This is a genomic window from Pandoraea pneumonica (genome assembly GCF_902459645.1).
In the GTDB taxonomy this organism is placed as follows: Bacteria; Pseudomonadota; Gammaproteobacteria; order Burkholderiales; family Burkholderiaceae; genus Pandoraea; species Pandoraea pneumonica.
In genome coordinates, this window is sequence record NZ_CABPSK010000004.1 from 503,696 (window position 1) to 518,615 (window position 14,920).

At 64.4% G+C, this 14,920-nt stretch carries 13 protein-coding genes; 10 read left to right on the forward strand and 3 right to left on the reverse strand.

Going from position 1 to position 14,920, the window contains the following annotated elements; all coding sequences use genetic code 11:
- Positions 1-125 precede the first annotated feature (125 nt).
- A complete protein-coding gene (locus PPN31114_RS21365; protein ID WP_150681514.1) occupies positions 126-1,700 on the forward strand; it encodes a benzoate-CoA ligase family protein in 1,575 nt (524 codons plus the stop codon).
- Between the two features lie 30 nt (positions 1,701-1,730).
- The gene (locus PPN31114_RS21370; RefSeq protein WP_150681515.1) at positions 1,731-2,570 is read left to right on the forward strand and encodes an alpha/beta fold hydrolase; all 840 of its coding nucleotides are present in this window, start codon (positions 1,731-1,733) and stop codon (positions 2,568-2,570) included.
- 21 nt (positions 2,571-2,591) lie between these two features.
- On the opposite strand, the gene PPN31114_RS21375 is transcribed toward PPN31114_RS21370, so the two are convergent.
- Positions 2,592-3,281, reverse strand: a complete 690-nt coding sequence (locus tag PPN31114_RS21375; protein WP_150681516.1) for a TetR/AcrR family transcriptional regulator — start codon at positions 3,279-3,281, stop codon at positions 2,592-2,594.
- A gap of 144 nt (positions 3,282-3,425) precedes the next feature.
- On the opposite strand from PPN31114_RS21375, the gene PPN31114_RS21380 reads away from it, so the two are divergent.
- Positions 3,426-4,676 (forward strand): FAD-dependent monooxygenase, encoded by a 1,251-nt coding sequence (locus tag PPN31114_RS21380; protein WP_150681517.1) that lies wholly within the window; start codon positions 3,426-3,428, stop codon positions 4,674-4,676.
- On the opposite strand, the gene selD is transcribed toward PPN31114_RS21380, so the two are convergent.
- Positions 4,560-5,627, reverse strand: a complete 1,068-nt coding sequence (gene selD / locus PPN31114_RS21385) for a selenide, water dikinase SelD (protein WP_150681518.1) — start codon at positions 5,625-5,627, stop codon at positions 4,560-4,562. The genes PPN31114_RS21380 and selD overlap by 117 nt on opposite strands.
- A gap of 211 nt (positions 5,628-5,838) precedes the next feature.
- On the opposite strand from selD, the gene PPN31114_RS21390 reads away from it, so the two are divergent.
- Together PPN31114_RS21390 and PPN31114_RS21395 are read left to right on the forward strand one after the other, a co-directional pair.
- On the forward strand, positions 5,839-7,002 hold the full coding sequence (locus PPN31114_RS21390; RefSeq protein ID WP_150681519.1) for a transglutaminase-like domain-containing protein: 1,164 nt from the start codon (positions 5,839-5,841) through the stop codon (positions 7,000-7,002).
- A 35-nt stretch (positions 7,003-7,037) separates the two neighbouring features.
- Positions 7,038-7,637: a TlpA family protein disulfide reductase gene (locus PPN31114_RS21395; protein ID WP_150681520.1), complete on the forward strand. Its 600-nt coding sequence runs from the start codon at positions 7,038-7,040 to the stop codon at positions 7,635-7,637.
- Between the two features lie 139 nt (positions 7,638-7,776).
- On the opposite strand, the gene PPN31114_RS21400 is transcribed toward PPN31114_RS21395, so the two are convergent.
- Positions 7,777-9,630, reverse strand: coding sequence for a sigma-54-dependent Fis family transcriptional regulator (locus PPN31114_RS21400; protein WP_150681521.1), 1,854 nt, complete (start codon positions 9,628-9,630; stop codon positions 7,777-7,779).
- Positions 9,631-9,994: 364 nt separating this feature from the next.
- Between PPN31114_RS21400 and PPN31114_RS21405 the strand changes: the two genes are divergently transcribed.
- The 5 genes from PPN31114_RS21405 to bphD all read left to right on the forward strand — a co-directional run bounded on the left by PPN31114_RS21405 (position 9,995) and on the right by bphD (position 14,907).
- On the forward strand, positions 9,995-10,891 hold the full coding sequence (locus PPN31114_RS21405; protein ID WP_150681522.1) for a VOC family protein: 897 nt from the start codon (positions 9,995-9,997) through the stop codon (positions 10,889-10,891).
- Between the two features lie 138 nt (positions 10,892-11,029).
- Positions 11,030-11,629, forward strand: a complete 600-nt coding sequence (locus PPN31114_RS21410; RefSeq protein ID WP_150681523.1) for a flavin reductase family protein — start codon at positions 11,030-11,032, stop codon at positions 11,627-11,629.
- A gap of 72 nt (positions 11,630-11,701) precedes the next feature.
- A complete protein-coding gene (locus tag PPN31114_RS21415) occupies positions 11,702-13,171 on the forward strand; it encodes a 4-hydroxyphenylacetate 3-hydroxylase family protein (protein ID WP_150681524.1) in 1,470 nt (489 codons plus the stop codon).
- Between the two features lie 4 nt (positions 13,172-13,175).
- Entirely contained in the window at positions 13,176-13,970 is a 795-nt protein-coding gene (locus tag PPN31114_RS21420) for a fumarylacetoacetate hydrolase family protein (RefSeq protein ID WP_150681525.1), read from the forward strand.
- A 64-nt stretch (positions 13,971-14,034) separates the two neighbouring features.
- A complete protein-coding gene (bphD, locus tag PPN31114_RS21425) occupies positions 14,035-14,907 on the forward strand; it encodes a 2-hydroxy-6-oxo-6-phenylhexa-2,4-dienoate hydrolase (protein WP_150681526.1) in 873 nt (290 codons plus the stop codon).
- Positions 14,908-14,920 lie beyond the last annotated feature (13 nt).

A 14,920-nucleotide genomic window follows, 5' to 3' on the forward strand; every position in this document is an offset into this window, starting at 1 on the left:
GTCGCAAGCCGTCGTAGTCAAGGTGTTTCACACAGGTGCCGTCAGAGCGCCGTAGAGAACCAACGCCGTGTGCGCGTTGCCCTCGCTCGTAGGCAGGGCACGCGCGGCGATCCACCGGAGGCAACATGGAAGCCGTACTGACCCCACCGCCGGCGAACTTCAACTTCGCCGCGCACCTTGAAGCGCTCAATCGCGCGCGCGCCGCCAAGACGGCGTATCTCGACGACACGCAGTCCCTCACCTATGGCGAACTCGCCGAGCGCAGCCGGCGCTTCGCCACGGGACTTGCGCGTGCGGGCGTGCACCGCGAAGAGCGCATTTTGCTCGTGATGCTCGACACCATCGACTTGCCGGTCGCCTTTCTCGGCGCACTTTATGCGGGTGTGGTGCCTGTCGTCGTCAACACGCTGCTCACCGCCGACGACTACGCGTACATGATGGCGCACAGTAAAGCGCAGCTCGTCATTGCGTCCGGCGCGCTGATGCCGACCGTGCAGGCAGCGCTCGATCAAATGAGCGCCCCGCCGCCATGCATCGTCTCGCAGCCGGTCGCCGTGGCAGATGCCAGCGACGCCGCACAGCAAACGCCGCCCGTCACCTTCGATGCGCTCGTCGACGGCCCGCCCAGCGCGCTGCCTGCCGATACCGCGGGTGACGACATCGCCTTCTGGCTGTACTCGTCGGGCTCGACCGGCAAGCCCAAGGGCACGGTGCATACGCACGCGAACTTGCACTGGACGGTTGAGACTTACGCCCGCAACGTGCTCGGCATTCGCGAGGACGATGTCGTGTTTTCTGCGGCGAAGCTGTTTTTCGCCTATGGGCTTGGCAACGGGCTCACGTTCCCGCTGTCGGTCGGTGCGACCGTCGTTCTGATGGCCGAGCGGCCCACCGCCGAAGCGGTGGCGCAGCGGCTGAAACAACATCGTCCGACCATCTTCTACGGTGTGCCTACGCTGTACGCGAACCTACTCGCGTCCCCGCATCTGCCCGCGCGCGCCGACGTCTCGCTGCGCTTGTGCACGTCCGCTGGCGAAGCGTTGCCGCGTGAGATCGGTGAGCGTTTCACCGCGCACTTCGGCGCGGAGATTCTGGACGGCATCGGCTCGACCGAGATGCTGCACATCTTCTTGTCGAATCGCGCGGGGCAAGTCGCCTACGGCACGACTGGCGAGCCCGTGCCGGGCTATTCGGTGGAACTGCGCGACGAAAACGGACTGCCCGTGCCCGATGGCGAGATCGGCGACTTGTACATCAAGGGGCCGAGCGCAGCGCTGATGTATTGGTGCAATCGCGAGAAATCGCGCGCCACGTTTCTCGGCGACTGGCTCAAGAGCGGCGACAAGTACCAGCGTCTGCCCAGTGGGTATTACGTCTATGCCGGGCGTAGTGACGATATGCTCAAGGTCAGCGGCCAGTACGTCTCGCCCATCGAAGTCGAGATGGTGTTGATGCAGCACGACGCAGTCCTCGAAGCGGGCGTGGTCGGCCGTGACGACAACGGTCTGACGAAAACGCAGGCGTTTGTCGTACTCAAGCCCGGTGTCGTGGCCGATGACGAGATGGCCACCGCGCTCAAGGCGTTCGTCAAGGCGCGTCTGGCGCCGCATAAATACCCTCGCGAGCTGGTGTTCGTCGACGATTTGCCGAAGACGGCCACGGGCAAGGTACAACGCTTCAAGCTGCGCGAGATGCTATAGGGTCGGTTCACCCTAGGAGAAGACGAAACGATGTCGGACGTTCAGTTTGCCCAGATCGAGACGGCCTCGCTCGGCGCGCTCTCGCTGGAATATCGATGGCTCAACCGTGAGCGCACCGAGGCACCGCTGCTGGTCTTTCTGCACGAAGGGCTGGGGTCGGTCGCCATGTGGAAAGACTGGCCGCAGCAGTTGTGCGATGTCGGTGGCTATCGCGGTCTTGTGTTTTCGCGCAACGGCTACGGCCGCTCTACCCCGCGCCCGCAAGGCGAGAAGTGGCCGGTGGATTTCATGCACAAGCAGGCGCGTGAAGTGCTGCCTGCGTTTCTCGATGCGGTGGGGGTGGGGAAAGAGGCTGCCGAGCGGGTGTGGCTGGTCGGCCATAGCGACGGAGGGTCGATTGCGCTGCTGTTCTCGGCCGCGTTCCCTGACAGGCTTGCTGGTGCGGTCGTCCTCGCCCCGCACTTGTTCGTGGAAGACGTGTCGGTCGAGAGCATTGCCAAGACGAAGACCGTGTACGAAACGACCGACTTGCGTACGAAGCTCGCGCGCTATCACGACGACGTCGACAGCGCCTTCTGGGGCTGGAACGACATCTGGCTGAACCCGGCATTTCGCGAATGGAATCTGGTCGGGGCGGTGGCGAGTATCGAGAAGCCGCTGCTTGCCATTCAGGGCGAAGACGACGAGTACGGCACGATGGCGCAGATGGACAGCATTGCCGCCAACGTCTCGCACGCGAAAGTGGTGAAGCTGCCCAACTGCGGACACTCGCCGCACCGCGACGCACCTGAAGCCTTGGCGCAAGCCATCGTGCCGTTCATCGATGGCGCGTACGCGGCGAAAGCCGACGGCGATCAGCGCGCGGCTTGATGGCCAGCCACCGGGGCGCGCTCAGCGCTCCGGTACCACTTCCATCTGTTCAATCGCGCGCGACACCAACTCCCGCGCATCGGCCACGGACGGCGTGCGCCGTACCATCCCGGCGAATCGCTGATCGACCAGCAGCGCCGCCAACCCATGCACATACGCCCAGCCAGCCACCATGGCAACGGCACGCTCGGCGCTCAGTTCGGTCGGGCCGGTGTCGCCTTCGGCATCGCCGGGCGCTGGGTCCAGCACCCCCGCTAGCAAGCGCATCGAGTTGCTGCGCGCCTCGCTTAGCGACGGACGCGTCAAATCCAGCAACTCATTACGCGCCATCAACCGGAACATGTCGGGGTTCGCCAACGCGAAATCCACGTAAGCGTGCGCCACCGCCTTGCGGCGCGCCTTCCCCGGCGCAGCCTCGCTGCCGCTAGCCACCAACGCAGCCGCCATCGCGGCCGCCATGCGCCGATGGCCGTCAGCCACCAGTTCGCTCAACACCCCCGCCGTATCGCCAAAGTGATGCTGTGGCGCGGTGTGCGACACGCCCGCCTCGCGCGCAATCGAGCGCAGCGTCAGCCCACGCAAACCATCGCGCTTGAGCACCGTCTCGGCCGCCGCCAGCAACGCCTCAGGCAGCCCACCGTGGTGGTAAGGCCGCTTCTTTGCCCCCTGCGCGCCGCCGCTTGCGGGTTTTGTTGCTGATTTTTCAGTCATACACGAGGCCAATGTTTCCAACGGAAAAATATGTTGACGGCAATTGGCGGCTTCGTCAAAATCTTTCCACTGGAAACATTGAACGTTTGGCGATGCGCCAAGCGCCGTGATGTCCAGAACGACTTTTCCGAACGAGAGGCAGGCATGAAGGCAAACGTATTGATCTCCGGCGCCGGCGTGAGCGGTCTGGCGCTGGCTTATTGGCTCGACCGCGCGGGCTTCGCCACCACGGTGGTCGAGCGTGCGCCCGGACTGCGCCGGGGCGGTCAGGCCATCGATATTCGCGGTGTGGCGTTAGATGTGACCGAAGCGATGGGGCTGCTGGCCCCTGCCCGCGCGCTGCGCACACGGCTCAAAGGCATGTCGATGCTCGACGCGCAGGGCAATGAAGTCGAACGGACAGAGGAGCGCACCTTCAGCGGCGGCCCCCTCAACACCGCCGATTTCGAGATTTTCCGCGACGATCTTTGCGAAGTGCTGATGGGCGCGCTCAGCGACGATATCGAGTGGATCTACGACGACAGTATCCGCGCGCTAGACGATCAGGGCGACCGAGTGGTGGTGAGTTTTGAGAAGCATCCGCCGCGCGCTTTCGATCTGGTCATTGGCGCCGACGGCACTTATTCCAACGTGCGCCGTTTGTGTTTCGACGACGAGGCGTCGGTCGTGCGGCCGTTGAATATGATCCTCGCGCTGTTCACCACCCCGAACCAGATCGACCTGAAGGACTGGCAGCTAGGCCATCGCGAAGGCGGCGTGGGCTACATCGTCTACCCGAGTCTCGATCAGACGACGTTACGCGTTGCGGTGGGGTTCGAGGCTCCCACGCCCGCCCTGCCGCGCAACGACGTCGATGCCCAGAAGCGGCTCGTCATGCAGCGATGCGAGACATTGGGCGGAGACATCCGGGGGCTGATCGACGCCATGCACACGACGGACGATTTCCATTACAACGAACTCGCGCAAATCCGCATGCCGTCATGGTCGAAAGGCCGCGTGACGCTCGCGGGCGATGCCGCGCATTGCGCATCGCCGTTCTCCGGGCAAGGCACCAGCCTCGCGCTGGTCGGCGCGGCAGTGCTCGCGTACTCACTGGCAAAGCACTGGCCGAACCCCTCGCACGCGTTTGCCGAGTACGAGGGACGCCTGCGGCCTTACGTCGATCTCAATCAGGCGATCGTCGATATGGAGCGCAAGGGCCCCATCCCCGATGCACAGATGAATGCCGCTAAAAACGGTATCGAGGTCGACGATTTACTCAGTGCGCTGTTGACCGGATCAGATCACGCGCACGCCTGGCTGGCCCGGCCGCATGGCACCGACGATGCCTGCCTCGATGAAGCCGTCGGCGCGGAACACGGCGAGTACGTCGTCGACCGCACCCGGCGCGCATGACACCAGCAGACCGCCCGCCGTTTGCGGGTCGCACAGCAAGTCGCGATCCCGCTCGGTGAGGCGCTCGCCCAGCTCCACGGCGCTGCCGTACGACGCCCAGTTGCGGCCCGAGGCACCAGTGATGCATCCCTTGTCGGCGAGCTCGCGCACGCCGTCGAACAGCGGCACGTCCGACATGCGCAGATAGGCGGCAAGGTTCGCGCCACGGCACATTTCCAGCGTGTGGCCCAGCAGGCCGAAGCCCGTCACATCGGTGAGCGCGTGCACGCCCGGCAGCGCGGCAAGTGCGGGGCCGACGCGATTGAGGCGCGTCGTCGCGTCGATCATGCGGCGATAACCCTCGGCGTCGAGTTGATTCTTCTTGAGCGCCGCCGACATCACACCGACACCCAGCGGCTTACCCAACACCAGCACGTCACCGGCTTGCGCGTCGGCGTTGCGCTTGATGCGCTTCGGATGCACGACGCCCATCGCGGCGAGACCGTAGATCGGCTCCACGGAATCGATGCTGTGGCCGCCTGCAATCGGAATGCCCGCCTCGGCGCACACCGATTCCCCGCCACGCAAGATGTCGCGAATCGTCTCGCGCGGCAACACGTTGATCGGCATGCCGACGATGGCGAGCGCGAAGATCGGTTTGCCACCCATCGCGTAGATGTCGGAGAGCGCGTTGGTCGCCGCGATACGGCCGAAGTCGAACGGATCGTCGACGATCGGCATAAAGAAATCGGTGGTGGCGATGATCGCCTGTTCGTCATTCAGTTGATAGACGGCGGCGTCGTCCGCCGTCTCGGTGCCCACGAGCAAGGCGGCAGGCATGGGCATTGGGGACTCGTTGCGTGCAAGCAGTTCGGAGAGCACGCCCGGCGCGATCTTGCAGCCGCAACCGCCGCCATGCGAGAGCGACGTCAAACGCGGGGTGGCAGGGGGTGTCTGAGCAGCATCGGTCATGGTCGTGGGCCGTGGAGGCATTCGTTATGGGATGTGCGGCAATGTCTGTGGGCGGGTACGGATATACCCTGCGCCGCGATGACGACAGTTTGCCAAAAGTCGACGTATTATGGAGCAGCTTTCGCCCGGCCATCCGCGCCATGGCGAAGTCAGTCGCTCGAACTCCCAACCACCATGCGCCGTGCGCGCTGATTTTGACGGGGATTCCATCATGCAACGTCGTCGTTTTCTCTCGCTGGCCGCCTCCACCGTACCAGCCGCCATGCTCCCTGCTGCGTTTGTGTCGAACCAGGCCGCAGCCGCTGGCACACAGCCCGGTGGCCCTACCGCACCCGTTGCTGCCGATGGCTGGCGCACCTTCGAACTGACGACGCAAGTCGACTTGCCAGCCTCCGCGGGCCCCGCCAATGTCTGGCTGCCGGTCGCTATTTCCCCGTCTGCCACGTATCAACAGGCGCTCGGCACCCGCTGGGAAGCCTCGGGCGCACAGGCTGAACTGCGCAAAGTGCGCGGCGCGGCTGGCGTCGACGTCCCAATGCTCGCCGTCGCTTGGCCCGACGCCCCCGCGCAGGGCGCCCCGGCACGCACGGTCACGCTCATCAACACGTTCACCACGCGCGACCGCCGGGTCGATTTGTCGCAGCCGCCGTCGGCCAACGCCCCGCGCGAATCGGCCGAGGTGCTGCGCCGCTATCTGCAACCGACCGAATTGCAGCCGACCGACGGTTTAGTGCGCGAAACGGCGCAACGCATCACGCGCGGGCAAGACGGCGATGTTGCCAAGGCGCAGGCCATTTACCAGTGGATCGTCGACAACTGCCGTCGCGAAGGTTCCGTGCGCGGCTGCGGCACGGGCGACGTGCGCTACATCCTCACGACGGGCAATCTCGCGGGCAAGTGTGCCGACATCAATGCACTCTTCACGGCACTCGTCCGCTCGGTGGGTATTCCCGCGCGTGACGCTTATGGTGTGCGCGTGGCCGCGTCGAATCACGGCTTCAACAGCTTGGGTAAGGCGGGGGACGTGACGCGTGCGCAGCACTGTCGCGCCGAGTTCTACGCAGCAGGTTACGGCTGGGTGCCGGTCGATCCGGCCGATGTGCGCAAGGTCGTGCTCGAAGAAGTGCCCGGTGGCCTGCCTGTCGACGATTTGCGCGTGCGTGCTGCGCGGGCAATGCTCTTCGGTCAGTGGGAAATGAACTGGGTCGCGTTCAACCACGGTGCCGACGTGCCGCTGCCGGGCGCACAAGATAAGCGTGACGGGACCGTACCGTTCCTCATGTATCCGAATGGCGAAGTGGCACAGGGTCGGCTCGACAGCCTGGACCCGGACGCGTTCCGCTATCGCATGAGCGCACGCGAACTCAAGGCTTGATTGCACTGCGTCAGACAACGAAGGAGAGCTTCACCATGCAACGCCGTCATTTTCTTCAGACGCTCGGCGCACTCGGCACTGCCGGTGCGTTGGCTGGCATCGACAGCCCGGCACTCGCGGCAGGGCCGGGCAAGCCCGGCGGCGAAGTCGACGACAGCGCGCTCGCGGGTACCTCGGGCGGCACGCTCTCGGCGTGGCGCGGAGCGACGCCCGCTTTCACGCTGGAAGGGCTGGATGGCAAGCAACACGCGTTGTCCGAGTGGCGCGGCCGTGTGGTGGTGCTCAACTTCTGGGCCACGTGGTGCGGCCCCTGCCGCGACGAAATTCCTGCCATGGGCGCCGTGGCCCGGCAATACCGCGATCGCGGTCTGGCGCTCGTCGCGGTGAATGTGAAAGAGTCGCCGCCGACGGTCAAGCCGTTCCTCGCCAAACTGCCGATCGACGGCACGGTATTGCTCGATCGCGACGGCACCGCGTTCAAGAGTTTCGGCTCGATCGGGCTACCTGCGACGTATCTCGTCGACCGCGCAGGCAACGCGCGCTTCTGGCGCATGGGCGAACTGGAATGGACCGACGTCGGCCTGCACGGACATATCGAAGCGCTGCTGCAACAGAAAGGCGGGGCTACGGCTTAAAGGTGACGGGCGACGGACGACGCGCGCGACCGTAGCGGGAGGCAGCGCATCGCGGCCGTCACCTCACGTCGCTTCGGTTCATGTCACCTCGGTTCACGTCACATCACCGAGCCGCTTCTTCGGTTCACGTCGCCTCGCTTCACGTCACATCACCGAGCCGCTTCACGCGATAGTCGAGTTGCGATCGCGTGATACCGAGCAAGCCAGCGGCGCGTGAAATATTGCCCCCCGCTTGCTTGACCGCCGCGCGCACGAGCGCGTCTTCCATCTGTGGCAGCGACATCGTTCCCTGTCGCACGACATCCTCCGCAATCGTATCGAGCGACAGCCCCGGCGAGTCGCTGTCCGACACATCCCCCGAGAGCGGCTCGTGGTTCTCGGTGAGTCCCCCGTCCCGGCCGACCTCAAGAAACGCCGATGCGCTCAGTGCGTCCTCGACGCTCGTCAGGTGCACGATATCGAGTGTCTCGCCCGCTGGCACCATAATCAGGCCGCGCTCCAGCATATTCTCGAGTTCACGAATATTCCCCGGCCAATCGTGATGCATCAGCGCGCGCATCGCCCGTGGCGAGATTGACGGTACCGCGCGCGAATGGCGGTTTGCGAACCGGCGCAGCAGCACTTCTGCGAGCACGGGAATATCGTCGCGGCGCTCGCGCAGCGGCTGAATCAACATTGGGAAAACGTTGAGGCGGAAGTAGAGATCCTCGCGAAAACGCCCCTCCTGCACGGCGATCTTGAGTGGCTCGTTCGTGGCAGATATCACCCGGACGTCGGTCGTCACGGTGCGGTTGCTGCCAAGCCGCTCCATTTGCCCGTTTTGCAGCACGCGCAGCAGTTTGCCCTGCGCCGTCATGCTCAGCGTGGCAATTTCGTCGAGAAACAACGTGCCGCCATGCGCGGCTTCGAAACGGCCGACACGCGCCGTGGTCGCGCCTGAATAGGCACCCCGCTCGACGCCGAACAGCTCCGACTCGATCAACGCCTCCGGAATCGCCGCGCAATTGACTTCGACGAACGGTTGCGCGGCGCGCTGGCTCAATCGATGAATTTCGCGCGCGATAAGGCTCTTACCGACACCGCTCTCACCGAGTAGCAGCACCGTCGCCTGTGTGCCTGCGACGCGCTCGATCTTATGCCGCAGCAGCGTGAAGGCCGTCGACGTACCGGTGACTAGCGATTCGGGAGCATCGTCCATCGCAGCAGCACCCAGCGTATCGACTCGCGGGAGCTGATGCGGTGCCCCGCTGGTGGCATCACCGCCGCCGTCACCACTGCCATCACCAACATCACTGCCCACCGTACTCGCCACATGAACCCGCGCTGGCCGCTCCTGCGGCAGCAAGTAGCGAAGATCCTCCTGCGCATCGGCCCACTCGCTCGCAGGCCGCGCGATGATCCGGCAGTGCACATGCCCCATCGATCGGCATTCGACTTCACGCACAACGATCTGTCGTTGCGCGCAGACGGTGAGATATCCCGAGCAGTAGCCCACGGCGTTCCAGCACACCGCGTGCGCACCCACGCCATGCGAGGCAATGTGCGCCTCGTCTTCCAGCGATTCCTTCCAGATGGCTTCGCCGCAATAGTCGTCGGCGTGCAGGTCGCCTGCCGCCAATCCCGGTCCCGCGTGCTCAGGCAAGAGAAAACCCTGCAACGCGTGCAATGTCCCCCCGGCATTGAGCACCTCGCGCCAGGAGACGTTGGGGCCACCCATCTTGGTCACCATCTCGGCATCGCGCTGACCGGCTTCGTAGCCGATGCGCGTGATGATCATGCGCGTCTGCTCCATGCCAAGCGTCTCGATCAGCGCGTCGCGCAGCGCTGCGAAGGCCTGCGCATGCAGCAAAACGACACGCCGTTCGCCCAGCCAGATACGCCCTTCTGCCACCGAAAAGCGCAGGCGATTGGCGAGATCGCGGACTTGCGGAAGTTTGAGATCGACGAGCACGTCGGGTACGGCTATGCCTTTCGGGGGCGGGGACACTGGCATCTACAACCTCGACTTGCTGACTTCGGAAATCGCGGCGGGCGGTATTTCCTGAAATTATGAAAACTCGCCGCCTACGGTCGTGCGCGAATTCATGAAATTACGAAATTCGTACGCACGGGGCACTGCGCGGCAGAGCGAGATCATCGCAAAAACCGGGCGATAAGTGGCGCAGCATCGCGCAAAGCACGGGTAAACGTGGAATATCGAGGGGTCTCGCGTGAGATTCGCAGCACGACGCGTGAGACTGGCACGGTATTCGCTATATCGATGACGCATCCCTGAAAACAAGGGACGAATGCGACGCCGCCGATGCATGTCTGACGGCGCTCGCTCATCGATAACGGAAGTGAGAAGGAGACAAACCGTGGCGAATATTTCGAACCTCGGATACCTCGTGCTTGGCGTGAGCGATCTCGACGCCTGGGAGCGCTTTGCGCTGGATGTCATCGGTTTGCAAGCCGGTCACCGCATCGCTGGCGAGACGCTGGCGCTGCGCATGGACGACTACGCGCAACGCATGTTGCTCGTCAAACACGATGCCGACGATCTGCTCGCCGCTGGCTGGGAGTTGGCTAACGACGAAGCGCTCGACGCCTTCGTGGCGTCGCGTCGCGCCGCCGGTGCCGCGATGGAAACCGGCGACGGCGCGTTGGCGGCGCAGCGCGGTGTCACGCGTCTGTTCTGGTGCGAAGACCCCGATGGCATTCGTCACGAGTTCTACGTGGGCGCAACACGCGCGCCGATGTCGGCCCCGTTCCGCTCGTCCGTCATGCGCGGCGGCTTCAGTACCGGGCGCCTCGGCGTCGGTCATCTCGTGGCGGTCCCCAAAGACGCCGCTGCCACCGACGCCTTCGTCCGCCACACGCTCGGCTTGAAGGTCAGCGACTACATCAGCGGTGAAATTGCGCCGGGCGTCGTGCTCGACATCGCGTTCTTCCACGCGGCAACGGGGCGTCACCACTCGCTCGCCTGCGCGCGCGTACCGTTCCCGCACGCCAAGCGCATTCATCACATCATGGTCGAAGCCCTCGACATGAACGACGTGGGGCTCGCCTACGACCGCTGTGTCGCCGCAGGGCTGCCCATCGTCATGGAGCTCGGACATCACCCAAACGACCAGATGTTCTCGTTCTACGTGAAAACACCCTCTGGCTTCGCGCTCGAATTCGGCGCGGGCGGCATCGTTGTCGACGACGCCCATTGGGAAGTCCGCCGCTACGCACAACTGAGCGACTGGGGTCACCGCAATCCAGCCCACTAGCCCCGCTCGCTGACTAACGCCGCTAACACTTGTTACGTCAGTAACGCCAGCCCAACCAAACCCGATGCATGACCGAAGACGCCAGACTCGCCGAAGTCCGGCGGTGACGGCGTGCGTCCTGACGCCAGGAGTCCCCCGATGGCTATCGCCTCGCATGCTTCGATCGCTGCCGCGATCACACCACGCCCCACCGTGCCCACCGCGCCCGCCGTGCCTTTTGCGCCGATGGCAGCCGACGTCTTCAAACATGGCATGCGCCGCCTTGCCGGTGCCGTGTGCGTCATTGCCACAGGTTCCGTCGGCGCACGTGCCGGACTGACCGCCACCGCCGTGTGCTCGGTGAGCGCCGAGCCGCCGCGACTGCTCGTCTGCGTCAACCAGAGCGCCAGCGCTCACGAGCAAATCGCCGCCGAAGGGCGCTTGTCCGTGAACGTGCTCACAAGCGCACAACAACACATCGCCGAGCGCTTCGCCACGAGCGCCATCAAGGGCGACGCGCGCTTCGAAAACTTGGAAAGCGCCACGTGGCACGAGATCGATCGCGTGCCGTTGCTCAACGACGCCTGCGTCGCGTTCGCTTGCGAAATCGTCGAGCGCATTCCCGCCGCTTCGCATTCGATTTTTCTGTGCGACGTCGTGAGTTGCCGCGTTGGCGGCGCGCCCGGCAGCGCCGCAGACGGCCTGTTGTATTTCGACGGCCGCTTCCGCCGTCTCGATGCGGGGGCACCGCCCGCCTGAGTGCGCGCCCCAATTTGCCTCACCTGTTCCGAACCCGATTCAAGCCCACACCCAAGTACTAAGGAGACAACCATGGGTATTCGTACCGGCCAGCAGTTCATTGCCTCGCTGCAAGACAACCGCAAACTTTATATCGACGGCAAGCTCGTTCGCGACGTTACCGCCTACGGACCACTCAAGGGCGTGATCGCCACGATGGCTGCGCTCTACGATCAGCAGCACGATCCCGCACTTTCCGACCTGCTGACGTATCGCTCGCCGACGACCGACGAGCCCGTGTCGAAGACGTATCTCGAAGCGAAGACGCAAGAGGAATTCCGTCAACAGGCGGCATGCTTCCACTTCCGCACACAGTCGACCTTTGGCCTGATGGGACGCCTGACCGACTTCATGTCGGGCTTTCTACTCGATCAGGCGGTCGGTCTGCGCGCCATGGGCAAATTTGAAGCCGCCGAGCGCGCACAACGCATCGTCGAGCATTGCCGTGAAAACGATCTTCAGGTGACCCACGCGCTGATCGATCCGCAAACGGATCGATCGAAGCCCGATGCGCCCGTCGAAGCCGTGCGCGTTGTCGAGCGCCGTGCCGACGGCGTCGTCGTGAGCGGCTGCCGCATGCTCTCCACGCTCGCACCGGTCGCCAACGAGTGCTACGTCGGTCCCTTCTTCCCGCGCAAAGCGGGCGAAGAAGATTTCGCGCTGGCGTTCCTCATTCCGATGAATGCTCCGGGCCTGTCGATCCTCGCGCGCGAATCGTTCGATCGTGGCGAAGACCGCGCGCAAGGCACGTTCGATCGTCCGCTCTCGTCGCGCTTCGATGAAGGCGACGCGATCCTGCTGTTCGACCGTGTGTTCGTGCCGAACGACCGTCTCGTCGTCAACGGCGACATCGATGCCTACAACACGATGATGAAGCTCGCGACGGGCTACACCTTCGTGCAGGCATGCACTCGCTCGACCATGAAGTTGCGTTTTCTCACCGGGCTGGCGACCGCCATCGCGCGTGCCAACGGCCGTGACAAGACACCGCGTTTTCAGGCTGCCATCGGCGAATTGTGCGGCTTGGTCAACGTCGCGGAGGCCATTCGTGCGGGCGTGATTTCGCAGGCGCACGCGCGCGTGAACGCGTTCGAGCGCGGCGACATCATGCAAGAGGGCGATGGCCGCGGCGAGCCGAAATTCGCGCTGGGTGCCGGCATGGCCGCGCTCAATTTCTTCTTCCCGAGCGCCAACACCAAGGCGGCCGAAGTGCTGCGCATGGCGGCCGGATCGGGCGCGCTCGCCGTGACCGAAGCGGACTACAACCATCCGGAGATTGGCCCGTTGCTCGATCGCTGGCTCATCGGCCCCAACATCAACGCCCGCGATCGACTGCGCCTGATGAAGATGGCGTGGGACATGACCGGCACCGAGTTCGGCTCGCGTGCAGGGCTTTACGAGCGTTTGTATTCGGGCGATCCGGAGCGCAATGCGATCGGCTGGTTCCACAGCCCGATCACGGCGGAATGCGAAGCGCTCGTCAAGCGCGCGCTGGAGGGCTGACCCAATGCTCGATGCCAACGCCATCGCGGCGGCAGGCGACGCGTTGTACGACGCCTGGCGTGACGCGCGCGCGATCGAACCGCTCTCGCATCGCTGGCCGTCGATCGATATCGACGACGCGTACCGCGTTCAGCAGCACGTTGTAGCGCGCCGTGTATCGGCTGGTGCTCGTGTCGTCGGCAAGAAAATCGGCGTCACGAGTCAGGCGGTGATGCGCATGCTCGATGTCGATCAACCCGACTTCGGCATGTTGCTCGACGACATGGCGTTCGGGCGCGGTGCACAGATCGACGCGAGCCGTTTGATCGCGCCGAAGGCCGAGGGTGAGATTGCGTTCGTCCTCAAGCGCGACTTGTGCGGGCCGGGCGTATCCGCGGCAGAGGTGCTCGCCGCAACCGAAGGGGTGATGGCCTGCTTCGAGATTGTCGACTCGCGCATTCGGGACTGGCGCATCGGCATTGCCGACACGGTGGCCGACAACGCGTCGTGCGGCGTCTATGTGCTGTCGGACCGCTTGGTGCCGGTCAGCGGCGAGCGAGCCGCCGATCTCTTCAGTTGCGGCATGGTGCTGGAGAAGAACGGCGAGGTCGTCGGCTTGGGCGCCGGGGCCGCCACGATGGGCAGCCCGGTCAACGCCGTGGCGTGGCTGGCCAACACCCTAGGCGCGCATGGCATCGCGCTCAAGGCTGGCGAGGTCATTCTCTCCGGCGCGCTGTCGGCGATGGTGCCGGTGCGGGCGGGCGACTTTCTGCATCTCACACTCGGCGGCATTGGCGAATGTTCCGTACGTTTGACCTGAAGTGACAAGGGCGGTGCGTCGCGAGACGCAGCCGCCCATTTTTATGATCGAGAGGAGACAAGTCATGAGCGTTCTCACCGAAGCATCCACGAGCCGGTTCGTCACGATCGACGCCCCCGGCCTTGAACAATTCACCATTCACTACAACGAAGCGGGCACCGGTCCGGCACTGGTCATGCTGCACGGCGGCGGCCCGGGTGCCAGCGGCTGGAGCAACTATTACCGCAACATCGAACCGCTGGTTGCCGCCGGTTTCCGAGTGATCTTGATGGACTGCCCCGGCTTCAACAAGTCGGGCGAAATCGTCTCCGACGTGCAGCGCGGTCTGCTCAACGCGCGTGCGGTGAAAGGCCTGCTCGATGCGCTGGATATTCGCGTCGCGCATCTGGTCGGCAATTCGCTTGGCGGGGCGACGGCGCTGAACTTCGCGCTCGAGTTTCCCGAGCGGCTCGACCGGCTGGTACTCATGGGTCCGGCCGGTATGGGACACAGCCTCGTGCAACCGAATCCGCAGGAAGGGATTCGCAAGATGTTCAAGCTCTACACCGCGCCGAGCTACGAGAACTTCGTCGACATGCTCGACGTGTTCGTCTACGACCCGTCGGCGATCACCGAGGAGCTTCGGCGTGGCCGCTGGGACAACATCGCCGCGTATCCCTCGCATCTGCGCAACTTCGTCGACAGCGTGAAGCAGGCACCGGTCACGAGCTGGGACGTGTCGTCGCAAATTCACCGCATCAAGCACAAGACGCTCGTCACATGGGGCCGCGACGACCGCTTCGTGCCCATCGATAACGGCCTGAAGTTGCTGCAAGGGCTGGCCGACGCGCAACTGCACGTGTTCTCGCGCTGCGGTCATTGGGCGCAATGGGAACACGCCGATGCCTTCAATCGGCTCGTGACCGATTTCCTGAGCGCGCCGACGAGCGCCGCCTGACGACAGACCTCTG